Raw genomic sequence first — 25,069 nt, 5'->3', positions numbered from 1 at the left:
TCCCAGGGTATCGGCAAGGTCCGATCCATTCTGCATTGTGCGCTATGTGCACATATGTACGTTTACCGCACATCGTGATACTGTGATCTGCGACAAGCACGAGCACGCCCTCATCGCGGAGGAACCGCGAGGCCATCATTCGAAGGGGAATGTCATGTCAGCACCGGACAGCACGCACGCGGGAGCCTCCGCGGAACTCAAGCGGGCCAGGCGGGCCGCCGCCGGGTCGTTCATCGGCGCAGTCGTCGAATGGTACGACTTCCTCCTCTACGGAATCGTCGCCGCACTGGTCTTCGGGGAGCTCTTCTTCCCCGACTACAGTTCCCATGCGGGAACACTCGCCGCATTCGCGACCTTCGGCGTCGGATTCATCTTCCGCCCGCTCGGCGGCATCATCTTCGGCCACTTCGGCGACCGCCTCGGGCGCAAGTCCATGCTCGTGTGGACGATGACGATCATGGGCGTGGCCACTGCTCTCATCGGATTCCTGCCGACCTACCAATCCGTCGGCTGGCTCGCTCCTGCCTTGCTGGTGCTGCTGCGTTGCATCCAGGGGATCGCCGTCGGCGGGGAATGGGGCGGTGCGGCGCTCATGGCCGTCGAAAGCGCACCGTCGAAGCTGCGGGCATTCTTCTCCAGCGGAGTGCAGATCGGATATTCTTTCGGCCTGCTGCTGGCCACCGGGCTCGTGGCTCTGCTCAGCAGCAATTTCTCCGCTGAGGCATTCCTCGCCTGGGGTTGGCGCATTCCGTTCTTCTTCAGCGCCGTCCTCGTCCTCGTCGGGCTGTGGATCCGTGCAGGCGTCGAGGAATCCGAGGAGTACGTCGAGCGTGTGAAGAATGCGAAGACCGACAAGACCGCGAAGCTGCCGATCTTAGAGGCCTTCAAACGCTATCCCGCACAGATCTTCCAGATCGTCGGCCTGCGGTTCATCGAACTGCTGACCATGTACATCGTCACGACCTTCGCTCTGTCGTATTCGACCGAGCAGCTCGGGCTCGATCGACAGATCATGCTCAACATCACGCTCCTCGTCGGCGGTCTCGGCATCGTCACGATCCCTGCCTTCGCCTACCTCTCCGACCGCTACGGACGACTGCGGGTCTACCTCACCGGCGGCGTCATCGGCCTCGTCAGCGCGGTCCCGTTCTTCCTCTTCCTCGAGGCCGGCAACATCGTCGGCATCGTCATCTTCGCCGTGCTGCTCATCAACATCGCCCACGATGCCGTCGTCAGCGTCCAGCAGCCGCTGTTCGCCGAGATGTTCAGCCCAGAATTCCGCTACAGCGGAGCGGGCGTCGGATACCAGCTCGCCAGTGCCATCGCTGGCGGCTTCACCCCCTTCATCGCGACATTCCTCGTCGGGCTCGGCAACGGGACCTGGTACCTCGTGGCGGCCTACCTCGGGGGAGGCTGCCTCATCTCGATCTCGATCGCCATGCACCTCGTGCGCAAATGGCAGATCGGCCGCCGCGCCGAACGCTCCACTGTCGAATCCACTCAGGTCGTGTCCGCCTGATGGTTCGCCGCCCCTCTTTCGCCGCCGCCATGCCGACCGCTGAGAAGCGCGTCGAAGCGAAGTCTGTCTCGAGCGGAACGATCCGGTCTGTCGAGATCACCGCGCCAGGTCGCGTCGAGGTCCTCACTCGACCGGGACCGCCTGGGCGCCCTGCCTCCGGGCATGTGAGGGTGCGGATGCTCGCGGTGGGAATCTGCGGCACCGATCTCAGCCTGGCCTCCGGTTCGCGGACGCCTCCCGAGCTGCCGTGGCGACTCGGACACGAAGGCGTCGGAGAGATCACCGAGGTGGGGAGCGGGGCCGAGGGATGGGCGATCGGCGACAGAGTCGCGCTTGAACCCAACATCACCTGTGGGCGGTGCGAGTACTGTCTTCGGGGCATGACCTCGGCATGTGTCTCCCGGCTGAGCGCCGGCGTGCTCACTCAGCCGGGATTCCTCGCCGAGGTGGTCGACCATCCCAGCGGATTCTGCCACCGCGTGCCGGCTGGGATACCTGTGGAGCGCGCCGTATGCGCCGAACCGTTGGCGGTTGCTGCTGCGGCGATCCGACGTACCGAGCTGCATGGAGGGGAAGACGTCCTCATCATCGGTGCCGGAGCTCAAGGACTATTGGCAATACTCGTTCTCGTGGATCTCGGCTATCGTCCCTGGGTGAGTGAACCGGACGAGACCCGGCTCCGATTAGCGGTCGAGCTCGGAGCCCGGGCATTCGTCCCCAGCGCCGGCCCGGCACCTCAGGTCGTCATCGATGCGGCCGGAGTCTCAAAGGGACTCGCCGCAGTCGTCGACCAGCTCTCTCCTTTCGCAAAGGTCACAATCGTCGGAGAGGATCAGGACCGCCTCGGCGCGTCGAGCTTCGATATCGTCCAACGGCAGCTGAGCATTCGTGGCTCTTTCATCTACGAACATCCGAATGACATGGCGACAGCGGTGGCGATGCTCAACGAACTGCCGTCTGAAGGAATAGTGGGCCCGGGCCTTTCGCTCAATGATCTGCCAGAATTTTTCGCGAGGAGAAGAGCAAGTCGGCCCGGAGTGAAGCAGTGGGTGGATCTGCAGGCGTGACTCAATAGCGCACACGGGCATTTTCAGCGGTCGGTCTGCGGGATTGGGCGTAAGAATCGGTCAGTCATCGAGGCCGCGCGACATCATCGACAGTGACGCATGAGCCAGCGCACTCGCGGCGATGAGCTGACGATTGGACATCGTGATGCCGCGGATCACGCTCAGGCAGACCCTGTCGCGACTGTGCTCGACGCTGATCGGGCGGACATGAGACTGAGCGATAGGGGCAATGGCCCGGCACTGGGCGACGATCGAATCGACGGTGACCGGGTATCCACCCGCCTCGACCATCGCGACAACACGTGCCAGTGCATTCCTCGCTGCAGATTCCTCATCGGGCCAGCCGAGGCGGTCGATCACCTCGGAGACCAGATCATCGAAGCGGTCAGGGGTGGGGGAGACTGCGGTCGGATGTGTTCCGGAGGCCCGCAGGGCGAACGGCGGGGAACCCGGTGCGCGCTGCGCCGAGGCGGGCAGTCCGGAATTCCCGCGCAAGGCGAGCTCCTGGCATACGCCCATCAGCTCGATCGTCGGCAGCGATTCGTCGTCAATGGCGCGGGTGAGTTCGGCGATGTCGGCGATTGGAGTGGCCAGCTCCTCGCGCAGCCAGCGGATGAGCGCCAGCCGGTGCAGATGCGTCGCGTCGTAGACGGCCGTCGTCGCATTCTTCTTCTGTCCAGGCGGCAGAAGCCCCTCGTGGATGTAGTACTTGATACTCGCAGCCGAGACGCCGGCGGCCTTTGCCAATGCGCTGAGCTTCACTGTGCCCCTCCTTCTGCGGGTTGCTTCTGCAGGTTTCGTCCTCGACGACGGTGAATGGATAGTGGAAGCGGCGTTCACTATCCACGTTGCCACACTTGGTTAGTGACACTATCTTAATGACATGTTCTCACTCTTCATCGCCATCCATGCCATCGCCGCCACGGGTGCCGTCCTGCTGGGACCCATCCAGATCATCCGCCGCACCAAGGACCGCAAGCACCGTTTCATCGGACGGTCCTGGGTCATTCTCATGTACTTCGTGTGCACCAGCGGAATGTTCATCTACTCGCTCACCGGTTCCTTCACGCTCTTCCACGCCCTGGCGATCTGGACCTTCATCTCCACCACGCTCGGCGTCATCGCGATCCGCCGTGGCAATGTCCGCCGCCACATCGGAATGATGGTCGGCTCCTATCTGGGTGCACTGATTGCAGGCATCTTTGCCGCTGCAGTCCCCGGACGAGAGATCCCACAGCTGGCAGTCAGTGACCCAGGACTGCTGTGGTCACTCGTCGCCGCGGTCATCGTGGCAGTCACCGCCTGGGCGATCTTCGTCCTGCGCTTCGTCTCCGGACGCGACCGTCAACAGGAGATCGTCGAGAGCGCGAACATCGTGGGCAATGCAGAAGAAGGCGCCAGCGGCGAACCGCTGACGCCCGCGAAATTAAGCGAAGCAGGCCCGGTCACTGCGTAATGACGACTCTGGGGTGCGAGTTGACGTCCCCGGGCAGGGAGCTGACGAGACCGAGCGTGACGCTCAGGCGACGAACTTGTCGAACTCGTCGTTCTTGACCAGGAAATTCTGCACGTAGGAGCACGTCGTCCGGAACTTCAGCCCCTCCTCGGCGCTGGTCTCCAGTGCATAGCGCACCAGCTTGGCGGCCAAGCCGCGGCCGCCCCACTCGGGGGACACCTCGGTGTGGGTGAAGATGCGCACCGGGCCGTCGGCGGTGTCATCGGCACTCGCCTCACGGTCGATGTAATCGACGAGACCGATGACCTTTCCGGAGTGGGAGACGGTGAAGCGTTTGGCCGCAGCATCCTCGGTGATGGTGAAGGTCTCTCCCGAGATGTCGATGTCCATGGTCATTCCTCCCGAATGTCCGTGCCGGCGGCACTGCGCGATGGTCGTCGGCGTTCGATCGGCGATCGCCGCTGTCCTGACAACTGACACTATAGTTCTGTTTCTGAGGAAGCGACTAGCCTGGTCTGACGCAGCCGACCGGACGATCTTGAAGGAGTCCCACCTATGACCGCACACCCCTCGGCGACCCTGGTCGACGCGCACCGCCAGAAGCTGCGCGCAGTCGGATTCGAGGTCACCGAACTGACGTCCGCCGACATTCCCGACTACGTCGAGCTCGTGTCTTCGGCCTACCGCGGCGAGGGATCGAAACAGGGGTGGACCACCGAGGCGGACCTGCTCGGGGGACAACGGCTCGACGGTCCGATGGCCGAGGACATGCTCGCCGAGGCGGACTCCCAGATCCTGCTCGCCCGCGATGATCAGGGTCGCGCCGTGGCCAGCGTCTATGTGCGAGAGCCCGAAGACGGGGCCGCCTACCTCGGGGTGCTCGCCGTTTCTCCGCTGGGACAGGGCAAAGGGCTGGGGTCGTTGCTCATCGGCCTCGCCGAGGCGTGGGTGGCCGAACATTGGGGTGCGACGTCGATGCGGATGAGCGTGATCAATAAGCGTGACGAACTCATCGCCTACTACGAGCGCCGCGGCTACGTGCGCACCGGCGAAATCGAGCCCTTCCCCTACGGCGACGAACGCTTCGGTCTGCCGAAGGTCGACGACCTGGAATTCGTGTTGCTGGCCAAGCCCTTGAGGTGAGGGGCGGCAGAAGCGTGGTTGCAGGTGAGAAACGGGTTGCAGCCGAAGAACGGGGTGCAGCCGGAAAATAGGTCAGCATCGGACACTTCTGTTGGAGAAAAGTGTCCGATGCTGACCTATTCTTGGAGGCTCTGGAGCCTGGGTCTGGAGTCCGGTCCGAGAGCCTGGCCCGGAACCCAGCCTCAGAACATCATGGCGGGCACGACGAGGCCGCCGACGAGCGCGACCGGTCCGATGACGACCATCGACATGCCGAACTTCACGAGGATGCGGGTCAGGCGCGGCTTGTCCTCGACCGGGGCGGTCGCGACGACCGTGGCACCCAGCGTCGAGAACGGTGAGACGTCGACGACCGCCGAGCACACGCCCAGAGCCGCGATGAGTGCCCAGCCGGGAACCCCACCCGCGGCGATGAGCGGCAGAGCCAGCGGCACGAGCGCGGCGAGGATGCCCGTCGTCGATGCGAAGGCCGAGACCAGGCCGCCGACGATACAGAGGACGAAAGCGGCGATGAGCGGCGAACCGATCGACTCGGCGCCTTCACCGAGCAGGTCGACGGCTCCCATGTTCTGCAGCACGCCGACGAAGGTGATGATGCCGCCGACGAGCAGCACGGTCGGCCAGTCGATCTTCGGGATCGCGGCCTTGCCCGTCTTCGGGTCGACGAGCGCGAGGATCGCTCCGAACATGAAGCAGAGCAGGCCGATGTCCGGTTCCTGACCGAGGGCCGCGAGCACGACCACGCTGCCGATGAGGCCGACCATGAAGATCACGGTGAGGATCTGCACGAAGGTGAACGGCTTGGATTCTCCCGCCTCGTCGGTGGTGGAGGAGTCGAAGAGAGCTTCGTCCTCATCGTCCTCACCGAAGGCGACACTTGATGCGGAGGCGGAGCCGCGGGAGATCTTCGACTGGGCACTCCCGGCCGAAGCATGATCGGCGGCCGCCACCGTCGTCTTCGAGAACAGCGACCGACCGTACATGAAGTAGGCGACGACGAGCATAACGAGGTAGACGGCCACGGCGATTCCGAAGAGCAGGAATGGGGAGAGGTCGATGCCGGCATCGTGGGCGGTCGAGTACGTGACGATTCCGTAGAGGCTGGTCGGGGCGAAGCCGCCGGCGCCGATGGCGAAGCAGATCGCCAGTCCCATGAGCGCGTAGTCGACGCCGTACTTGCGGGCGACCTGCATTCCCACGGGCATCATCACCAGTCCCGCCAACGGTGCGCCCATGGCCGCAATGCAGCCCGTGATGACGAAGAACACCGCGGGCAGCAGCACCGCCGAGGATCCGACGCGTTCGAGGGCCCAGTCGATGATCTTGTCGACGGTCCCGTTCTCCTGCGCGATCGCGAAGAAATAGGTGACCCCGGCCAGCAGGATCATGATGTCCAAGGGGAACTCGGCGACGATGTCGTCGACGGCCATATCGGTGAAGAGGAGCCCGGTTCCGGCCGCGCCGACGAGCATGAGCACGCCGATCTGCACACCGCGGACAGCGCCGATGGCGAAGAGGGCGACGAATATGAGCAGAGCAATGATCTGAGTGAGCATGATGTCCTTGCGAAGGCTGAAGCGACACTGAGCATCGCTGGCTGATTCGCTGAGAGACTACCAGTGTTACCGGCGGGTACCGCTGAGGCGTGTCCGAACCGTCGGAAAGTCCCGATATACGGAAAATCCTCCCCAATTGCTACCTGACGGCGGCCCAGCAACCTCGCGCTGGAGTGGTCCCCGAAAGTTGGACTGTGATCAACACAAACCAACTTGAAGGGACCACTCCATGCGTCAGGACTGTCTGATCACGAACGATCAAGCTCATGCCGCGATCGAACTCTTTAGCCAAGGCCTGGGTTACGCCGCGACAGCGACCAAGCTCGACGTCCATAAACCCACGCTCAAACTCCTCCACGACCGATGGTTAGTGCGTGGAACAATATCGGTCATGGAACCGTATCAACGCCGCCGCATCCCCAAAGAGACGAAGATCGCGACCGCGAAACGGTACCTAAACGGCGAACACAAAGTCGAACTCGCCAAGGAACTCGGTCTAGCCTCGTCACGTCCCATCCTGGACTGGGCCAAGGAGTACCGGAACAAAGGCGAGGACGCCTTCACCCCCCGCAAAGCATCGGGTAAGGGGAAGACAGCTCGGATGCGGGCGATGGACAACGGGCAGGACCCGGATGCTGAACAGGTCCCGGCGAAGCCGGACGTGTTGACGAAGAAGGCTCGTGTCGAGGACATCAGCCTGGCCGAGTACCGCCAGTTACAAGACCGACTGCTGCGGGCCGAAGCGGAGAACGCGTACTTAAAAAAACTGAAGGCCTTGAGGCAGAACGGGCAGCTGTAAAAGCACGCATTGTTGCCAGTCTCAAGGCGAACTACCCCCTGCCCGTGTTGCTGCAAATTGCGGGTTTGGCCCGGTCGACGTTCTTCTATCACCAGAAACGCTTCGGTCAGAAGCCTGACCCGTATGTGCAGGTGAGAGGCCGGATCCGGGAGATCTTCACCGGCAGTCGCGAATGCTATGGACACCGCAAGATTTGGGCAGTCTTGGTCAAAGAAGGCATCACGATCGCGAAGAAGACTGTGCTGCGGTTGATGCAGGACATGGGCATCAAGACCAAGGTGCGCAGGAAGCGGTACAACTCCCACCGCGGCACGATCGGCCGCGTTGCCGGTAACGTCCTCAACCGGGAATTCACCGCAGATGAACCGAATGAGAAATGGGTTTCTGACGTCACGGAATTTCCTGTGGCGGATCAGAAACTGTACCTGTCGCCGATCATTGATCTCTTCGATACCAGTGTGGTGTCGTACTCGATGTCGATGTCACCAAACACGGCATTGACGAACGAGTCACTGACGAATGCGTGTCAGGGGCTGCGGCCGGGACAGAAACCGTTGGTGCACACGGACCAGGGGTTTCAGTACCAGCACGTGTCGTGGGCGGCGATCCTGGCCAAACACGGTGCCACACCGTCGATGTCGCGGAAGGGAAACTGCTGGGATAACGCGATGGCGGAGAATTTCTTCGGGCAGTTGAAGTCCGAGATGTTCTATCTGCAGAAATTCGACTCGATCGAGGACCTGAAGAAAGCGATCGATGAGTACATTCATTGGTATAACTTTGAGAGGATCTCGATGCGACTAGGCGGCCTTGCCCCGATGGAATATCGGACCAAGACCGCCACAGCCGAACAGCCGGCAACTGCTTCATGCTGACCCCACAGCAGTCCAACTATTGGGGACCACTCTAGCGCGAGGTTGCTGGGCCGCCGTCAGGTAGCAATTGGGGAGGGGTTAGGTGAGGAGGAGAGATCCGCCGAGGGCGATGAGGGCGACGATGATCGTGACGAGTGCGGCCAGGGCGATCGGCCGGGCGCCGAGGTTCTTCAGTGATCGCCACTGCACTCCGCGGCCGAGGGCGAACATCGCCATAGCCAGGCATACTGTCTGGATCCAGCTGAGTCCGGTGACCGCGATCTCGGGCAGCAGGCCGAAGGTGCGCAGGGCCGCCATGACGAGGAAGCCGACGACGAAGAGCGGAACGATCGGCGGACGTTTGCCCCGAGCCGGAGTCTGCTTCGTCGCGGTCGACACCGGCCCACCGGTCGACACTGCCCCCGCGGCCGATGCGCCCGACCCCTTGCTCTCTCCACCCCGGCCTGCGGCTGCGGAGGTCTCGGTGGAACCGGCGGCCGCCTCGGTGCCGGTGTTCGTCAGTGCTCTGCCCTCGCTGCGGCGCACTGCGTAGCTGAACACGGCGACGGTGGGGGCGAGCATGATGACGCGGGCGAGTTTGACGAGGACGGCGATCTCGAGGGCCGCGGGGCCGATGATCCCGCCGATCGCCACGACCTGGGCAACCTCATGGGTAGCGGCACCGCCCCACATTCCGGCGGTCTCCGGGGACAGACCCAGGGCGGTCGAGAGTCCGGGCACGATCGCGATCATCAGGGTGCCGAAGAGGACGACGAGGCCGATCGCGGCGGCCACATCCTCCTTCTTCGACTTCAGAGTCGACTCAACTCCGGCGACGGCGGCGGCACCGCAGATGCCGAATCCGCTGCCGATGAGCACGGCCAGGGGGCGGTCGACCTTGAGCGGTCCGGCCAGGGCCAGGGCCGAGAGGATTCCGGCGGCGACGATGACGGCGGCGAGCACGAGAACGAGCCACCCGAGGTCGAGGATGTCGCCGAGCACCACCTGCGCGCCGAGGGCGACGATGCCCAGGCGCAGCAGCGGCTTCGCGGCGAAGTTGAGTCCGGGCATGAACGCCTCGGGCAGGTTGGGCACGAGATTGCCCAGAAGGATTCCGAGCACGATCGCCACGAGCAGCGGTGAGAGCACGGGAGCGAGCATGGAGATCGGCCACGCGACGGCCGTGGCCGCAGCGGCGACGGCGAGTCCGGGTAAGAGGGAGACGAAGCGGTTCATGACTTCAGTCTGTCAACGCCTGCACGGTCGCAGTAGACGGTGATTTCTTAGCAACCCATATGGATCTGATATGTCATGATGAGCATATGCACGACCTCGGGAATATGAAGAACTGGCCCGAGCTCCAGGCTCTGGGGCTGCTGGTGGCCCTCAGCGGCAACGCCAGGTCGATCGGCCAGGCCGCGGCGAAGCTCGATCTCGCCCAGCCGAATGCCTCCCGCAGCCTGCGCAACCTCGAACGCGATCTCAAGGTGCCGCTGCTGCGGCGCTCTCCGCGGGGCACCGAACTCACCGTCGAGGGCCGCGCCGTCGCCGAATGGGCATCGAAGGTCATCGAAGCCTACGACACGCTCTACGCCGGGGCCCGCGCCATCCAGGACGCCCGCGCCGGAACCGTCAAGGTCAGCGCCTCTCTGACGGTCGCCGAATACCTCATGCCCCACCACCTCACGACCTTCCGCGCCGCACACCCGACGATCGACATCGGTCTGTCGGTGGAGAACTCCGCGACCGTCATCGACCGGGTGCGCCGGCAGACCTGCGACCTCGGGCTCATCGAATCCGTGTCCCTGCCGCAGGACCTCAACGCCGAGGAGGTCGGCCGTGACCGACTCATGATCGCCTGTGCCCCGGACTTCGCTCACGCCTGGACGAAGCCGATCAGCGCCGAGGAGCTGGCGCAGGTGCCGCTGCTGGTACGTGAGATCGGTTCGGGCACCAGGGAAGTCATCGACGCGGCACTGGTCGGAGCTGGGGGAGTGCGCGTGGCGGGGGAGTACGGATCGAACTCCGCCCTGCGCATCGCCGCCGCCACATCCGTGGCCCCGGCCGTGCTGTCCGAACTCGCTCTGCGCGATGATTTCCGGGCGGGGCGTCTGGTGCCGCTGCCGGTGGCCGACGACGTCGACCTCACCCGCGAACTCCACGCCGTATGGGCCAGGAGCCGGCGGCAGTCACCCGGGGCACGTCTGCTGCTCGAGCACATGGTCTACAGCCTCGAGTGACAGGATCCGAACGACGGGACCCGAGTGAAGGGGCCTAAGTGAAGGGGGCTCGAGCAGGTCGAAGTCTCCGCGCCGTCCGAAGCAGCGGACACCGGGCGAACCCTTCAGAGTTTCGGAAAAGTGTCCGAAATATCGCTGTCGATTCCGTGTGATGCGGTGAGGCATATATTGGGGACATGACACAGCCCGAGCCAGCCTCCTCTCCCGCCCGTCATCCCGAGTTCGCTCCGGACACCATCGTCGTCGAGACCGGACGACCTCAGCGCGTCGATGGCGCCTCGGTGAACCCGCCGATCGATCTGTCCTCGACCTTCGTGAGCGCGGGCGACATCTCGAACTCGCCCTATGCCTATGCCCGCTTCGACACTCCCGCATGGACGCCCTTCGAAGAGGCGCTCGGTCAGCTCGAACACGCGAGCCTGCCCGGACTGGTCTTCGGCTCCGGCCTGGCGGCGATCTCGGCCGTGATCAGCCTCGTGCCCGCCGGAGGCACCCTGATCATCCCCACCCACAGCTACCAGGGAGCGCTCGCCTCAGCCGAACAGATCGCTGGGCGGCAGAACTTCGACCTCGTCACCGTTGATATCGCCGACACCGAGGCGGTCATCGCCGCCCTCGACGAAGCGGGGCACGCGACGGCGGGCGAAGCCGCATCCCCGGGGATGCTGTGGATCGAATCGCCGACGAACCCGATGCTCGAGGTCGCCGACGTTCCCGCGCTGACCGCGGCAGCCAAGGACCGTGGATTCCTCGTCTCCGTCGACAACACCTTCGCCACCCCGCTGCTGCAGACCCCGCTCGACCTGGGCGCCGATATCGTCGTGCACTCGGTGACGAAATACCTCGCCGGGCACTCCGACGTCGTCCTCGGTGCGGTCGTGACCAGCAGCACCGGACTGCGCGAAGAACTGCACACGGAACGATCCATGCGGGGCGGAATCGCCGGTCCCTTCGAGGTCTGGCTGGCCCTGCGCGGACTGCGCACCCTGGCGGTGCGCCTCGACCGCGCGCAGGCCAACGCTCAGGTCATCGCCGAGCGCCTCGCCGCCCACCCGGCCGTCGTCGAAACCCGCTACCCGGGCCTGCCGAACGACCCCGGCCACGCCCGCGCGTCCGCGCAGATGAACGGATTCGGCGCGATCATCTCCTTCACCCTCGCGACCGCGGACAAGGCCACCGCCATCGCCGAGGCGGTCCGACTGTGGACGCCGGCGACCTCCCTGGGCGGGGTGGAATCCCTCATCGAACGGCGCCGCCGACACCCCTCGGAACCGGCGACAGTGCCCGAGGGGCTCATCCGGTTGAGCGTCGGCATCGAGAACCTCGACGACCTCTGGGCTGACCTCGAGGCGGCCCTTGCCTGATGAGGCAGACGCCCGACTATGTGCTCGACCGACCCAGCGCGGACGACCTCGACCAGTTCTTCTCCATCGACTCCGACCCGCGGGTCTGGACGCACCTGCCCAGCGGACGTCTGACCGATGAGGAAGAGGCCGAAGCGATCCTCGTCCGACTGGCCTCGCAGTGGGAACTCGACGGAATCGGACCCTGGATGGTGCGGCAGATTCCGGGCGGGGACATCCTCGGCCATTGCGGCTGCTCGCTGCGTGGAGTCTCCGGCCCCGGTGCCTCACGCGGCACACCCGGAGCGTTCTGGAACCTCGGATACCGGTTCCGGCCCGAAGCGCAGGGACGTGGCCTGGCGACAGCGGTCTCGCGGGAGGCGATGGAGGCCGCGGCAGACATCGACCCGGAGCTGCCGGTCGTGGCGTATCTGCTCGAGGTCAATACCGCCTCGGCGGAGGTCGCTCGCAGGCTCGGCCTCGAACTCGTTCACCGCGCACCCGACGCCGGCAATCCCGACCCGACCGCCGTCCGCCTGGTCTTCGCCGACCGGGAACTCACCGCCGCCCAGCTCGACGCCACATTGGCTTGAGCACGACGCATTCCGCCGAGAAGCGGGCTGCGTGTCGAGACACGGGTTTGCGCGGGCGTTTCTCGACGCTTGACCCGTTTCTCGGCGAAGAACGAAGCTGCTCGGGTCTGTGACGCAGATCAACTTAACGTACGTTAAAGTGACGGTAGATGCTTCCGCCCGCCCGAGAGCGGACGGAAGCAGAAGCCCCGAAAGCTACCCGGATCATCGGATTCGTACGAAGGAGTCGCATTGTCCACCAGCGTTCTCACCGAAGTCAGCGGCGATGTCACGACCGTGACCATCAACCGTCCGGAGAGCCTCAACGCGCTCAACGAGGAGACATTCCAGGCCATCGGCACGGCTGTCACCGAGGCGGCCGCGAAATCCCGTGCCATCATCCTCACCGGCAGCGAACGGTCCTTCAGCTCCGGAGCGGATCTCCAGGGAGGAGTGGCGAAGCGCGAAGGCATCGACCTCGCCGGAGCGAATAGGATCATCGCTGCGATCCTCGACCTGCCCATCCCCACGATCGCGGCGGTGTCCGGACCGGCCGCGGGCATCGGCTGTTCCCTCGCCCTGGCCTGCGACTATCTGGTGATGAGCGAGAAGTCCTATCTCATGCTGCCGTTCACGAAGATCGGGCTCATGCCCGACGGGGGCTCGACCGCCCTGGTCGCCGCCTCGGCCGGACGCCACCGGGCCCTGCGCCTGGCGCTGACGGGAGAGAAGCTGCAGGCCGCCGATGCCCTCGACTGGGGATTGGCGAGCGAGGTCGTTCCGGCCGGAAGCCACCTGGAACGTGCCGGAGAAGTCGCCGCGGTCTTCGCTCAGGGCCCCACCCGTGCCCTGGCCGCTTCGAAGCGAGCGATCAACCGGGCCAGCCTGGCCGAACTCGACGCGTCCTTCGCCCGCGAGGTCGAAGGACAGGATGCGCTGCGTGCGAGCAACGACTTCGCCGAGGGGGTCGCTGCCTTCCTCGACAAGAGGGCACCCGGCTTCACCGGGGAATGATTGTGGGTCGGCGCGGACGAAACGGTTCATGACTGCCAGACCGCACGCTGGTCCATAGCGGCCGGACCGCAGACCGGTTGATAACTGTTTGACCACGAATCAAGGCATCTGCATCCGCACCGCCTCCGCACCTGATGTGATGGTGACGACCGCCCACCACGAAACCGGCGATCACGATTCTTCTCCCGTCGCAGCCACAGCGACGAGGAGGGACCGGAGCACGAACGAAGGAGTCTCATGCTGACAGGAATTCCGTCCACCCTGGGCGACAGCTACCAGCTCAACACCACCAGCCTCATCCGCCATGCAGCCACCGTCTTCGGTGATGCCGAGGTCGTCTACCGCCGTTCGGACGGATCCTGGGGCCGGTCGAACTACGCCGACGAGTTCAAGCGCATGGCGCAGCTCGCGCACGGCCTCGCCGACCTCGGCGTCGGTGCCGGCTCCATGGTCGGAGTCCTCGACTGGAACTCTCGCCGCCACCTCGAGCTCTACTTCGCCGTGCCCGGTGTGGCCGCGACCATGCTTCAGCTCAACCTGCGCCTGGCTCCCGAGGACCTCGCCTACGTCGTCAGCCACTCGAAGTCGGACTGGATCTTCGTCGACGAATCGCTGCTGACCGTGGCCGAATCGCTGGCCCCGAAGCTCGACGTCAAGGGCTGGGTCGTGATGACCGACAAACCCATCGCCGAGATCGAGACGAGCCTGACCAACGTCGTCTCCTACGAAGACCTCATCGCCGACAAGCCCGAGACCTACGACTGGCCCGTTGTCGATGAGAAGACCGCCGCCTACGCCGGATACACCACCGGCACCACCGGCCGCCCCAAGGGCGTGTACTACTCGCACCGGTCGATCTACCTGCACACGATGGGCGGTTTGGCCGCACTCCACGCGAACTTCGACGACTGCGTCATGCCCATCACCCCGATGTTCCATGTGCTGTCGTGGGGCTTCCCGCAGAACGCCGTGGCCGCTGGCGCCAAGCTCGTCCTGCCCGGCAAGTTCGCCGCCGAAGAGTTCGGTGCCATCGCCCAAGCCTTCGTCGAGGAGAAGGTCACCCTGGCCAACGGCGCCCCCGCCATCTTCGGGCCGATGCTGCAGATGATGAAGAAGATGCCGCAGGCCCCGGACCTCAGCGGCGTCCGTCTCGTCTCCGGGTCGTCCGAGCCGCCGCTGTCCATGATGCGCGGGTTCAAGGAGGTCACCGGGGCCGACGTCATCCACGGCTACGGTGCCACCGAAACCACCCCGCTGGCGTCGACGAACTGGAAGATCCGTCCCGGTCTCGACCTCGACGAGGAAGAGAAGTGGGACCTCAAGCGCTCGCAGGGCCTGCCGATCATCGGTGTTGAAATGAAGACCGTCGACCCCGAGGGCAATGAGCTGCCACGCGACGGAAAGTCCATGGGCGAGCTCCTCATGCGCGGACCCTGGATCACCGAGTCCTACTACCAGCTGCCCGACAACGCCGACCGGTTCCTCGACGGGTGGTGGCGCTCGGGCGATGTCGGCACCATCGATCAGTACGGCTACCTGAAGATCACCGACCGACTCAAGGACGTCATCAAGTCCGGAGGCGAGTGGATCTCGTCGATCGACATGGAGAACGCGATCCTCGACAACCCCGACGTCAGCGAGGCCGCCGTCATCGGCGTCCCCGACGAGAAGTGGGATGAGCGTCCCGTCGCCTACGTTGTGGCCAACCCCGGCGCCGAGGTGACCCGGGACTCGATCGTCGAAACGCTGAGTGCTCGTTTCGCCAAGTGGCAGATGCCCGACGAGGTCAGGGTGGTCGAGGAGATGCCGCGCACCTCGGTGGGCAAACTCGACAAGAAGCTGCTGCGCAAGGACTGGGAACAGTCCTGATCACAAGGCTGATCCGGGCAGCGATCGGTCGAGCCCCGGGCCTGACCGATCACAGCAGCAGCCAGCCGAGCACCCCGGCGCCGATCACCGTCGTCCACGCCGGGACCTTCCACATGGTCCCGGCGACGAAGGCGGCGACGGCCAGCGCCAGGGTCGCAGGCGAGGTGATCCCCTCGACGAACACAGGATCGTAGAGCGCGGCCCCCAGCAGCCCCACGACGGCGGCATTGACTCCGGTCAGTGCCGCCGTCGCCGGTTCCCAGGCACGCAGCCGTTCCCAGAACGGCAGGATCCCGACGACCAGCAGACCCGCCGGAAGGAAGATCGCCAACAGGGCGATACCGGCACCGAGGATGCCGCTCGGTCCCGTCGTCATCGACGCTCCGAGGAACGCCGCGAAGGTGAACAGCGGACCGGGAACGGCCTGTGCTGCACCGTAGCCGGCGAGGAACGTGTCGTGGCCGACCAGACCGGTGGGCACGAGTTCGGCCTCGAGCAGCGGCAGGACGACATGACCGCCGCCGAAGACCAGGGCCCCGGCCCGATAGAAGATATCGATGAGGCGAATGGTCGCATCCCCGGTCGCCGCGGTGAGCGCGGGCAGTCCGAGGAGCAGAGCGGCGAAGGCGATGAGGGAGGCGATGCCCAACCGTCTGGCACCGCGGGAGGCGATGCGGCTCTCGGGGGAATGGGGCCCGACCGCGGCAGCTGCTGACTCGGAGGCGGAAACTGAATTGGAATCGACCGCTGTGTAGGGTGCGGCCGCCTCGGCGGAGGCTTCCTGCTCTTTCCCACTTTCGTCGGGCCGTTTCAGCCAGACGAGGCCGAGAACTCCGCCGAGGACGATCGCGGCGATCTGGATGAGCGCCGTCGGCACCATCGAATCCGGGATGACGAGCATGAGGGTGAGGGCGGCAGCGGCGATGCTCGCACGACGAGCATCCGGGGTCAGAGTTTTCGCCATCGACTGCACGGCACCGGCGACGACGGCCACCGCGGCGGCCTTGAGCCCGAGCAGCCACCCGGCATCCCCGAGGTCACCGAAGGCCGAGAGCCCCAACGCGAAGAGGGTGAGCAGAATCGCCGACGGCAGAGTGAAGCTCACCCACGCGGCCGCGAGCCCGGGCAGGCCCGCACGGCGCAGCCCGAGTCCCATGCCGACCTGGCTCGACGCAGGGCCGGGCAGCAGCTGGCACAGGGCCACGAGGTCGGCGTACTCACGGTCGTCCAGCCAAGAACGGCGGCTGACGAAGGTCTCGCGGAAGTACCCGAGGTGGGCGACGGGACCGCCGAACGACGTCAGGCCCAGACGCAGGAACGATCCGGCCACCTCGGCGAGGGGTGCCGGCCCAGGCGGCTGTGTGGCCGCCGTATCACTGTTCATCGGTCCTCCGCTTCGCTCAGGTGAACACCTCAGTGAACACGTATCAGGTGACGCCGAGGTGAACGGGACAGCTGCCGGCAGCGCGAGCAGGCTCGCCGCGCCGGGCGAACGGGCAGCGAAGGTGAACGCTCAGGGGTGGTGGAGGAGGTAGGTGCCGCCCTTGAGGCAGGTGTCGACGACCCAGCCGTCGCCGACGAGCCCGGTCAGCGCCGTGCGCAGCGCCAGTCGCCAGCGGCTGGCGAGATCGGCATCCTGTCCGCGCAGGTCCTCGATGTCGGAGGGGAAATCCAGCGAGACGAACTCGGTCTCCTTCGGAACCTCGCTCAGCAGCGGCTCCCCGTCGTCATCGGCGCGCAGGCAGGGGAACGCCGATCCGGGATCGACGACCGAGGCGCGTGCCGGACGGTCGAGCGGCCAGGACACCATCATCCGGTCGCTGGCCTGGCCGGAGTTCACCCCATCGCGCATCTGCCCGTAGAAGTCCTCGAGGTATTCGACCATTCCGACGCCCAGACGCTGGAAGTTGAAGTACGCATTGCGGGCGATGAGCGGGTCGAAAGTCCAGGTCATCTCGGTGATGCCGAGGTTGAGGCACCACAGACGCTGGTGCAGCTTCATCGCGGATCCGGCCCCGCGGCCGATGATCTGATGGCGGACTCCGGCGATATGCGAATGCATGACCGAACCCAGAGGCTGGCCGAAGAAGCCGATGGTCACACCGATCATCTCGTCGGGTTCGTCGACGCTGTACGCAGCGGAGACATAGTTGCCGGCGTGGGCGAAGGCGATGATGAGGCTGGGTTCGAACACGTTCGTGCCGGTCTCGTCAACGTTCCAGACTTCGTCGAGCAGCAGTGAGGCCTTGGCCGCCTCGTCGGCGGTGTGGATCTCGCGCACCTCGATGCGTGCGGTCTCGGCCGCGGCGGCGTATTCGTCCTCCGCCAGGGCGATGATCTCCGAGTCCACTGTTCTCAGTTCTGGGTTCGCGCTCATGGTGACATTGTGCCACCAGGACGCGACCTCGGCGGGAGGCACACGGCAACGATTCGACTACGGCGAACGGGCCGGTGTCTGCCGCCGCACGCTTGGGTGAATGCCCTCGCACGCCCCAGTGAACTCCGCCGCTCGAGCAGGTGGGGCGGGTATAGCCTGGTCGCATGAGCTCAACAGTCGCCGTCATCGGCGCCGGAACCATCGGCCGATCGTTCGCCTTCCTCTTCGCCCGCAGCGGGTACACGGTGCGGGTCTTCGACCCGCGTCCCGACCTCGCCGAGGTGGTCGCCGGCTTACAGGCCGACGTCACCGCTGATGCCTCCGCCGAAGATGAGTTGGCCTCTGAAGTCGGCACCGTGGAACTCGCCGAATCCGTCGAGGCCGCGGTGGCAGGTGTCGTCTTCGTCCAGGAATCCGGTCCCGAGGATCCGGAATCGAAGCCCGTGCTGTTCTCTCAGATCGCCGAGGCGGCTCCGGCCGGGGCCGTGTTCGCCACATCGTCGTCGACGATCCCGGCCTCAACGATCGCGGCCGCACTGCCCGAGTCCGCGGCCTCCCGCGTCATCGTCGGCCACCCGTTCAATCCACCGCACCTCATGCCTCTCGTCGAGGTCGTGCCGTCGCCGCAGACCTCCCAGGAGACCGTGGAGGCCGCGGTCGAGTTCTACCGCAGCTGCGGGCGCGAACCGGTGGTGCTGGGGCGCGAGATCCGCGGATTCGTCGGCAACCGGCTGCAGAATGCGCTGATGAAAGAGGCGATCTCGCTCGTGCAGAACGGCGTTGTCACTGCCGAGGGGCTCGACACGGTGATGAAGAATTCGCTGGGCCTGCGCTGGTCGGCCATCGGCCAGTTCGAAGGCATGCACTTCGGCGGGGGAGAGGCCGGGATCCGCGGTTTCATGGACCATATCGGACCGGCGTTCGCCGCCATCGAGGACCTGCCGGTCGATATCGATCCCGCAGGTATGGAGGACGTCTTCGAACAGGTCGAAGACGCTTATGGCCCGACCCCGACCCCACAGGCAGCGGCCGTCCGCGATCGGATCCAGAAGGCGGTGCTCGAGGCCCGCGGTCAGTGGCACTGAGACGTCTGCCCACGTGGTGACCGTTGGCCCGTATTGGTGACGAGACAGACACTCTCACCAGGATGGATAAGGAATCTTTGAGGTGACTCCCAGTGTTGTGCTGAGTACAAGTGCATTGGGGCTCCGGGGCAACCTGCCCCGGATGCCGCAATGCGATCACCTCAGGAGGAAATCACCATGGGCGGATTCTTCACCGGCGTCGAATCGCCGGGAATGATCGATTGGGCCACGATGCCCACCTACAACACGATCATGTCAGTGGCGGTTGGAGCCGGACTGCTCGCCGTCGTCCTGTTCTACCGGGAGCTGCGCCGTGCCGGAGGGACGGCCGGAGTCGCTGACAGTGCAGGATCGAAATGGCGCGGAGGCAGACACGCGCTCAGCACCGACGGATGGGCGCTGATCTTCGGCGTGCTGGGACTCATCCTCACCCTGACCGGTCTGCACATGACGCTGACCTGGCCGCTGGCAGCGGGCGGATTCGCCTTCGACAACGTCATCTTCGGTGAGACGAGCCTCGCCTTCGGCGTGCTCATGCTCGCTGCTGCCTGGTATCTGTGGAAGCGCGGGGCCGACCTCAAGGCCGATGCCGATCCGCTGGGGATGGCGGCAAGCACGGTGAAGCCGCTGTCGATCTTCATCGCCGCGCTCGGACTCGCCCTCTTCGCCATCGCACTCGCGGGAACGGTCTACCAGCTCTTCGCCGCTCCGCCGCAGGAGCCGATCTCCGGTGCCTTTGCTGACTACCCGGTCATCGAAGCCACATTCATGTCACTGCTCTTCGCCCTGGTCGGTCTCGGGGCGGTGCTGTTCCCCTTCGCGGTGCGCAAGGTGCTGAGCACCCCGGTCGACGCGCAAGTCGGTGGAGCTGCGATCTCCGTGACCGGCGTGGTCTGGACGATCACCGGAATCGTGTTCGTCCTCTTCGGCGCGATGAACTTCTACACGCACATCGGATTGATCGTCAACACGATGTGATCAGCCGCAGCTGCTCAGACCGCTGCTTGGTAGAAGTACGTGGTGCGTTCGGCGATGAGGCCCTCGGTGTCGAAGAGGAAGAAGTCCGCGAAGCCCACCGAGGCCTCTGAGCCGTCCTTGAGACGACCGCTGAAGACACCGCGACTGGAAGCGCGATCACCGTCGACGAGGATCTCCTGCAGCGAATGCGCACCGGACTCGATGACGCGTTCGCCATGGTAGAAGTCGGTGATCTGCCGGCCGACCATCGTCGGATAGCCTGGCCGATCATAGCTGGCGTCCGCGGCGAACAGCACCGAGGTGGCGTCCGCATCTCCGGCATCGACGGTGGTGTAGTAGCGCTTCACGAGTTCAGTCACACTGGCCATGGCACTACCGTAACAGTGACTCATGTCATAGTCGGGCCGGCCCTTGGTCCTCGCTGGCCCGCCGGGTCTCCCTTCGTCGCCGACGGCGACCTCATTTCGCATATCTGTCCCTCATCGGGTTAGTATCGACCTGCTAATGATAACGAGTCTCACTAACTAGAGAGTGCGAATAATGAAACGACACCACACGATGCTCGGATCGGCGGTGGTCGCCTCTGCACTGCTGCTCACCGGCTGCCAAGCCGGCGACGACGCCACCGACTATGACGCGGGCAGTTCGGACAAGAAGACCGCAGGCGCCGCAGACGACAAGGAGGACACAGGGCACGCCCAGGAGCTCGCCGCCGCCCAGCCGCGGCTCGTGACAACCTACGACGGCGGGATCCTCACTCTCGATGCGACGACTCTCGACGTCATCGACGATACGAAGCTCGAAGGCTTCAACCGCCTCAATCCCGTCGGTGACGGCCGCCACCTCATGGTCTCCGTCGCCGAAGGCTTCCGCCTCTTCGACGCCGGAGTCTGGACCCAGCCCCACGGCGACCACACCCACAGCTACGCCGCCGACCCGCAGCTCACCGACACCGTCTTCAACACCGAACTGCCCGGACACGTCGTCAACCACGGCGAGGCCACCGTGCTCTTCGGTGACGGCGACGGCAAGATCCAGACCTTCGACACCGAGGACTTCTCCGACGGCGCCCCGAAGCCCCAGGTCGCCGAGGTCGACGAACCCCACCACGGTGTCGCCGTGAAACTTGCTGACGGGTCGATGCTGCACACCGTCGGAACCGAGGACGAACGCTCGGGTGCGAAAGTCGTCGACAGCTCCGGCAAAGAGATCGCGAGCAGCGACGAGTGCCCCGGAGTCCACGGCGAAGCCGCTGCGAAGGACGAGGTCATCGCGCTCGGCTGCGAGAACGGAATCCTGCTGTACAAGGAGGGGAAGTTCGAGAAGATCGTCGCTCCCGATTCCTTCGGCCGCATCGGCAACCAGTCCGGAAGCGACGAATCGCAGTACATCCTCGGCGATTACAAAGTCGACGAAGATGCCGAGCTCGAACGTCCCGAACGGGTGAGCGTCACGGATACGAAGACCGGCAAGCTCTCGCTCGTCGACCTCGGCGCCTCCTACAGCTTCCGGTCACTGGGCCGCGGACCCGAAGGGGAGGGCGTCGTCCTGTCCACGGATGGGAAGCTGAAGATCATCGACCCCGCGACCGCCTCGGTGACGGAGGAGTACTCGGTCATCGACGAATGGGAAGAGCCTGTCGAATGGCAGAAGGCCCGCCCGACGCTCTTCGTCCAGGGCGAGGTCGCCTACGTCAGCGATCCGGCGGAGAAGTCGATCCACATCGTCGATCTCGAATCCGGTGAGGTGATGGCCGAGAAGTCGCTGCCGCACGCACCGAACGAACTCACCGGCGTCACCGGCTGAGGGATCGGGACGAACCCGACCGGCGGTGTCCCTGGACACGCAGCCGGTCGGGTCGGCCGCCTCGGTGATGGCTGGGAATCTGCCCAGGAGGTGAGACCGCCGTTGCCGACGCCGGGGTTCGGCCATAGCGTGGGGGTTGGACCTGCGATCACACCATCGGTGATCGCCTCAACCCCGTCGAAGTGAAAGAGGACAGCCATGACCACCATGTATCGCGTCACCGACCCGGCGACCGGCCAAGTCGCCGAAGAATTCCCCACCGCCACCGATGCCGAGATCCTCGCCGCCCTCGATCGTTCGGCGACGACATTCGACGAGTGGAGCCGGACCACGGTGGCCGAGCGCGCCGCTATCCTCACACGAGTGTCCGAGATCTACGCCGAGCGCGCCGAGGAACTCGCCGAAGTCATCAAGCTCGAAATGGGCAAGTCCGTGCCCGAGGGCAAGGGCGAAGTCCAGCTGAGCTCGATGATCTACAAGTACTTCGCCGACAACGCCGAAGCCTTCATGGCCGACGAACCCCTGCGCGGACCCAAGGACGCCACCGCCATGATCCGCCGCAAGCCCGTCGGCTCGCTGCTGGGCATCATGCCGTGGAACTTCCCCTACTACCAGGTCGCCCGCTTCGCCGCCCCGAACCTGGCCCTGGGCAACACGATCCTGCTCAAGCACGCCCCGCAGTGCCCCCGCTCGGCACAGATCATGGAAGAGATCTTCATCGAGGCAGGCCTGCCCGAAGGTGCGTACATCAACATCTACGCCAGCAACGAGCAGGTCGCCGACATCATCCTGCCCGACCCGCGCAACCACGGAGTGTCCCTGACCGGATCCGAACGCGCCGGTGCCGCCGTCGCTGCCGAGGCCGGAAAGAACCTCAAGAAGGTCGTGCTCGAACTCGGCGGATCCGACCCCTATATCCTGCTCGACACGGACGACGTCCAGAAATCCGCGAAGACGTTCTTCAACACCCGCATGGGCAATACCGGCCAGGCCTGCAACTCGCCCAAGCGGATGATCGTCATGGACGACATCTACGACGACTTCGTCTCCTCCATCACCGAGGCGGCCAAGAAGAACACCCCCGCCGTTCCCGGCGAGGAGGGCTCCCGGTTGTCCCCGCTGTCGTCGGTGGCCGCCGCCGACCGCTTCGTCGAGCAGGTCCAGGACACCGTCAGCGAGGGCGCGACCCTGCTGGCCGGCGGTAAGAAGTACGACGGCGGCGGAGCCTACGTCGAACCCGTCGTCCTCACCGATGTGCAGAAGGGTATGCGCGGATACTACGAAGAGCTCTTCGGACCCGCTGTCATCGTCTACAAGGTCAGCAGCGAGGAAGAAGCCGTCGAGCTCGCCAACGACACCCCGTTCGGCCTGGGGGCCGCCGTGTTCTCCACCGATATCGCCCGTGCCGAACGCGTCGGCGACCAGATCGATTCCGGCATGGTCTTCCTCAATGCTCCGGAAGGCAGCCGCGAATACCTGCCCTTCGGCGGAGTCAAGCGCTCAGGTGTCGGCCGGGAACTCGGTCCGCTGGCGATGGACGAATTCGTCAACAAGCAGCTCGTGTACAAACAGGACTGATCGGTACGACCAGAGCCCGAGGATCCGGGTTCCGATCGTGACCGGGTTGTGATCGCGCTCAGGGCGCTGTCTCTTACGGGGACAGCGCCCTGATTGTATGCTGAGACCACGCACAGACAATTCTCATAATTCTCAGCGGGAGGTCATCCCATGTCGGCACCGAAGCCGTCAACCCAGGTCAACGCCGCAGCCTCAAAAGGGATCATGCGGCCGGTCAACCGATTCCTCGAACAGTGGATTCCCTCGGCCCTGACCTTCGCCATCGTCCTCACCCTCATCGTCGCCGTCCTCGCGTTCATCTTCACCGACGCCGGACCGACGGACGTCGTCACCGGCTGGGGTGAGGGACTGGCCGGTCTGCTCGAGTTCATGACGCAGATGTGTCTGATCCTCCTGCTCGGGCACATCCTCGCCAACACCGGACCGGTGCGGAAGCTGCTGGCCCGGCTCGCGCGAGTTCCCGGAAACGCCACCTTCGCCTATGTCTTCGTCTTCATCGTCGCCGCGCTCGCCAGCCTCATCACCTGGGGACTCGGCCTCGTCGTCGGCGCCCTGCTCGCCCGTGAGATCGCAGTGCAGTCCCGCGAACGCGGAATCAAGGTCCATTTCCCGCTGCTCGTCGCCGCCGGCTACTCCGGATTCGTCGTCTGGCACATGGGGTATTCGGGATCGGGTCCGCTGACCGCGGCCACCCCGGACTCCTTCCTCTCCGAGTCCCTCGGCGGGAAGACAGTTCCGGTGTCGGAGACGATCTTCGCCGGCTGGAACCTATTGGCGATCGCCGGAGTCATCATCGTCTGCGCGCTCCTCTTCTTCCTCGTCGCACCCAAGTCCGGCGCCACCGTCTACGAACTCCCCGCCTCGGTGAGTTCGGAGGGGCAGAGCGAGGTCGACGAGGAGGTCGTCACTCCGGCCGACCGGATCGACGCCTCACGAGTGCTCACCCTCATCGTCGGTCTCGCTCTCGTCGCCTATCTCATCATCCACTTCGCCCAAGGCGGGGGACTCACCCTCGACATCGTCAACTGGTCGTTCCTCGCGCTCATCCTCCTGCTCGTGCGCAACCCGTTCGAGCTCATCCACCTGACGAAGGAGGCTGCGTCGAACGTCGGCGAGATCCTCCTGCAGTTCCCGCTCTACGCGGGAATCCTCGGCATCATGTCGACCACCGGACTCATCGCAGTGTTCTCCGACGCCTTCGTCTCGATCTCGAACACCACGACCTTCGGCGTCCTCGCCCTGCTCTCGGCCGGACTCGTCAACTTCTTCGTCCCCTCCGGCGGCGGCCAGTTCGCCGTGCAGGGCCCGATCATGCTCGATGCGGCCAACCAGCTCGGCGTCGACCCGTCGATCGCGATCATGGCCGTGTCCTACGGCGACCAGTGGACGAACATGCTCCAGCCCTTCTGGGCGCTGCCAGTGCTCGCGATCGCCGGACTGAAGATGCGCGACATCCTCGGCTACACCGTCATCACATTCCTCGGCTCCGGGGTGGTGATGGCTGCCGCGCTGTTCTTCGTCTCCCTCTGAGGCTCGGCGAACGTCACACCGAGGCAGGCGGGCCTTCACCGACGATGACACGGTCGGTGAAGCCCCACCTCGGCGAGGGTGAGTCGCTGATCTGCAGATTCGCGTGGCATCACAGGATAAGTGACCGGAAGTGTCTATGTGGTAACCTCCGTTGTTGGCCGTCCCCGGGGATCCGGGGGATCGGCGAGGACGGAATCTCATTCAGCAACAGCCGTTGATCATGCTCGGTTGAGCACCCTGTTCGACCGGGTCCGATGCCACGACGCAACAGCGTCCGGATAAG

Annotated in this window: 23 protein-coding genes; 16 read left to right on the top strand and 7 right to left on the bottom strand. The window is 65.0% G+C overall.

Going from position 1 to position 25,069, the window contains the following annotated elements; genetic code table 11:
- The first annotated feature begins 154 nt into the window (after nucleotides 1–154).
- Nucleotides 155–1,519: a shikimate transporter gene (gene shiA, locus ACVZTU_RS14605; protein ID WP_420095619.1), complete on the top strand. Its 1,365-nt coding sequence runs from the start codon at nucleotides 155–157 to the stop codon at nucleotides 1,517–1,519.
- Complete coding sequence (locus ACVZTU_RS14600; protein WP_482400709.1) at nucleotides 1,519–2,586, top strand: zinc-dependent alcohol dehydrogenase; 1,068 nt, start codon at nucleotides 1,519–1,521, stop codon at nucleotides 2,584–2,586. The genes shiA and ACVZTU_RS14600 overlap by 1 nt, the downstream gene beginning before the upstream one ends.
- A gap of 60 nt (nucleotides 2,587–2,646) precedes the next feature.
- Here the strand turns inward: ACVZTU_RS14600 and ACVZTU_RS14595 are convergent, their stop codons facing one another.
- On the bottom strand, nucleotides 2,647–3,348 hold the full coding sequence (locus tag ACVZTU_RS14595) for a MerR family transcriptional regulator (RefSeq protein ID WP_482400708.1): 702 nt from the start codon (nucleotides 3,346–3,348) through the stop codon (nucleotides 2,647–2,649).
- A gap of 121 nt (nucleotides 3,349–3,469) precedes the next feature.
- On the opposite strand from ACVZTU_RS14595, the gene ACVZTU_RS14590 reads away from it, so the two are divergent.
- Nucleotides 3,470–4,042 (top strand): DUF2306 domain-containing protein, encoded by a 573-nt coding sequence (locus ACVZTU_RS14590; protein WP_458311846.1) that lies wholly within the window; start codon nucleotides 3,470–3,472, stop codon nucleotides 4,040–4,042.
- Between the two features lie 63 nt (nucleotides 4,043–4,105).
- On the opposite strand, the gene ACVZTU_RS14585 is transcribed toward ACVZTU_RS14590, so the two are convergent.
- The gene (locus ACVZTU_RS14585; RefSeq protein ID WP_139468185.1) at nucleotides 4,106–4,432 is read right to left on the bottom strand and encodes a GNAT family N-acetyltransferase; all 327 of its coding nucleotides are present in this window, start codon (nucleotides 4,430–4,432) and stop codon (nucleotides 4,106–4,108) included.
- 165 nt (nucleotides 4,433–4,597) lie between these two features.
- Between ACVZTU_RS14585 and ACVZTU_RS14580 the strand changes: the two genes are divergently transcribed.
- On the top strand, nucleotides 4,598–5,185 hold the full coding sequence (locus ACVZTU_RS14580; RefSeq protein ID WP_482400707.1) for a GNAT family N-acetyltransferase: 588 nt from the start codon (nucleotides 4,598–4,600) through the stop codon (nucleotides 5,183–5,185).
- Between the two features lie 182 nt (nucleotides 5,186–5,367).
- Here ACVZTU_RS14580 and ACVZTU_RS14575 read toward each other — a convergent pair whose 3' ends face one another.
- Nucleotides 5,368–6,741: an SLC13 family permease gene (locus ACVZTU_RS14575; protein ID WP_482400706.1), complete on the bottom strand. Its 1,374-nt coding sequence runs from the start codon at nucleotides 6,739–6,741 to the stop codon at nucleotides 5,368–5,370.
- Between the two features lie 391 nt (nucleotides 6,742–7,132).
- Between ACVZTU_RS14575 and ACVZTU_RS14570 the strand changes: the two genes are divergently transcribed.
- Together ACVZTU_RS14570 and ACVZTU_RS14565 are read left to right on the top strand one after the other, a co-directional pair.
- A complete protein-coding gene (locus ACVZTU_RS14570) occupies nucleotides 7,133–7,540 on the top strand; it encodes a helix-turn-helix domain-containing protein (protein WP_482400705.1) in 408 nt (135 codons plus the stop codon).
- Nucleotides 7,541–7,548: 8 nt separating this feature from the next.
- Nucleotides 7,549–8,415 carry an IS3 family transposase gene (locus ACVZTU_RS14565; RefSeq protein WP_482401739.1) on the top strand — a complete coding sequence of 289 codons (867 nt, stop codon included), beginning with the start codon at nucleotides 7,549–7,551 and terminating at the stop codon, nucleotides 8,413–8,415.
- Between the two features lie 78 nt (nucleotides 8,416–8,493).
- Here the strand turns inward: ACVZTU_RS14565 and ACVZTU_RS14560 are convergent, their stop codons facing one another.
- The gene (locus ACVZTU_RS14560; RefSeq protein ID WP_482400704.1) at nucleotides 8,494–9,630 is read right to left on the bottom strand and encodes a YeiH family protein; all 1,137 of its coding nucleotides are present in this window, start codon (nucleotides 9,628–9,630) and stop codon (nucleotides 8,494–8,496) included.
- Nucleotides 9,631–9,716: 86 nt separating this feature from the next.
- Between ACVZTU_RS14560 and ACVZTU_RS14555 the strand changes: the two genes are divergently transcribed.
- The 5 genes from ACVZTU_RS14555 (at nucleotide 9,717) to ACVZTU_RS14535 (ending at nucleotide 15,432) form a co-directional block, all read left to right on the top strand.
- On the top strand, nucleotides 9,717–10,634 hold the full coding sequence (locus ACVZTU_RS14555) for a LysR family transcriptional regulator (protein WP_482400703.1): 918 nt from the start codon (nucleotides 9,717–9,719) through the stop codon (nucleotides 10,632–10,634).
- Between the two features lie 176 nt (nucleotides 10,635–10,810).
- Nucleotides 10,811–11,998 (top strand): trans-sulfuration enzyme family protein, encoded by a 1,188-nt coding sequence (locus ACVZTU_RS14550; protein ID WP_139468190.1) that lies wholly within the window; start codon nucleotides 10,811–10,813, stop codon nucleotides 11,996–11,998.
- Entirely contained in the window at nucleotides 11,998–12,570 is a 573-nt protein-coding gene (locus ACVZTU_RS14545; RefSeq protein WP_259357441.1) for a GNAT family N-acetyltransferase, read from the top strand. Before ACVZTU_RS14550 ends, ACVZTU_RS14545 begins: the two co-directional genes overlap by 1 nt.
- Nucleotides 12,571–12,801: 231 nt before the next feature.
- Nucleotides 12,802–13,563: an enoyl-CoA hydratase gene (locus ACVZTU_RS14540; RefSeq protein ID WP_482400702.1), complete on the top strand. Its 762-nt coding sequence runs from the start codon at nucleotides 12,802–12,804 to the stop codon at nucleotides 13,561–13,563.
- A 237-nt stretch (nucleotides 13,564–13,800) separates the two neighbouring features.
- Entirely contained in the window at nucleotides 13,801–15,432 is a 1,632-nt protein-coding gene (locus tag ACVZTU_RS14535) for a long-chain-fatty-acid--CoA ligase (RefSeq protein WP_139468193.1), read from the top strand.
- Between the two features lie 49 nt (nucleotides 15,433–15,481).
- Here ACVZTU_RS14535 and chrA read toward each other — a convergent pair whose 3' ends face one another.
- Complete coding sequence (chrA, locus tag ACVZTU_RS14530) at nucleotides 15,482–16,816, bottom strand: chromate efflux transporter (protein WP_482400701.1); 1,335 nt, start codon at nucleotides 16,814–16,816, stop codon at nucleotides 15,482–15,484.
- 129 nt (nucleotides 16,817–16,945) lie between these two features.
- Nucleotides 16,946–17,809, bottom strand: a complete 864-nt coding sequence (locus ACVZTU_RS14525) for a hypothetical protein (RefSeq protein ID WP_139468195.1) — start codon at nucleotides 17,807–17,809, stop codon at nucleotides 16,946–16,948.
- Between the two features lie 164 nt (nucleotides 17,810–17,973).
- On the opposite strand from ACVZTU_RS14525, the gene ACVZTU_RS14520 reads away from it, so the two are divergent.
- Together ACVZTU_RS14520 and ACVZTU_RS14515 are read left to right on the top strand one after the other, a co-directional pair.
- Nucleotides 17,974–18,894: a 3-hydroxyacyl-CoA dehydrogenase NAD-binding domain-containing protein gene (locus ACVZTU_RS14520; RefSeq protein ID WP_482400700.1), complete on the top strand. Its 921-nt coding sequence runs from the start codon at nucleotides 17,974–17,976 to the stop codon at nucleotides 18,892–18,894.
- A gap of 150 nt (nucleotides 18,895–19,044) precedes the next feature.
- Entirely contained in the window at nucleotides 19,045–19,872 is an 828-nt protein-coding gene (locus tag ACVZTU_RS14515; protein WP_434591420.1) for a DUF981 family protein, read from the top strand.
- Nucleotides 19,873–19,886: 14 nt separating this feature from the next.
- Here ACVZTU_RS14515 and ACVZTU_RS14510 read toward each other — a convergent pair whose 3' ends face one another.
- Nucleotides 19,887–20,240, bottom strand: a complete 354-nt coding sequence (locus ACVZTU_RS14510; protein WP_139468197.1) for a nuclear transport factor 2 family protein — start codon at nucleotides 20,238–20,240, stop codon at nucleotides 19,887–19,889.
- A 172-nt stretch (nucleotides 20,241–20,412) separates the two neighbouring features.
- On the opposite strand from ACVZTU_RS14510, the gene aztD reads away from it, so the two are divergent.
- The 3 genes from aztD to ACVZTU_RS14495 all read left to right on the top strand — a co-directional run bounded on the left by aztD (nucleotide 20,413) and on the right by ACVZTU_RS14495 (nucleotide 24,786).
- Nucleotides 20,413–21,678, top strand: a complete 1,266-nt coding sequence (gene aztD / locus ACVZTU_RS14505) for a zinc metallochaperone AztD (protein WP_482400699.1) — start codon at nucleotides 20,413–20,415, stop codon at nucleotides 21,676–21,678.
- A gap of 198 nt (nucleotides 21,679–21,876) precedes the next feature.
- Nucleotides 21,877–23,256 carry an NAD-dependent succinate-semialdehyde dehydrogenase gene (locus ACVZTU_RS14500; RefSeq protein WP_259357452.1) on the top strand — a complete coding sequence of 460 codons (1,380 nt, stop codon included), beginning with the start codon at nucleotides 21,877–21,879 and terminating at the stop codon, nucleotides 23,254–23,256.
- Nucleotides 23,257–23,406: 150 nt separating this feature from the next.
- Nucleotides 23,407–24,786 carry a short-chain fatty acid transporter gene (locus ACVZTU_RS14495; RefSeq protein WP_139908903.1) on the top strand — a complete coding sequence of 460 codons (1,380 nt, stop codon included), beginning with the start codon at nucleotides 23,407–23,409 and terminating at the stop codon, nucleotides 24,784–24,786.
- Nucleotides 24,787–25,069: the final 283 nt, after the last annotated feature.

The sequence above is a fragment of the Brevibacterium sp. OS20 genome (assembly GCF_056837565.1).
The sequence above is the reverse complement of the archived record's forward strand: the minus strand, read 5'-3'. Positions and strand labels throughout refer to the sequence as shown.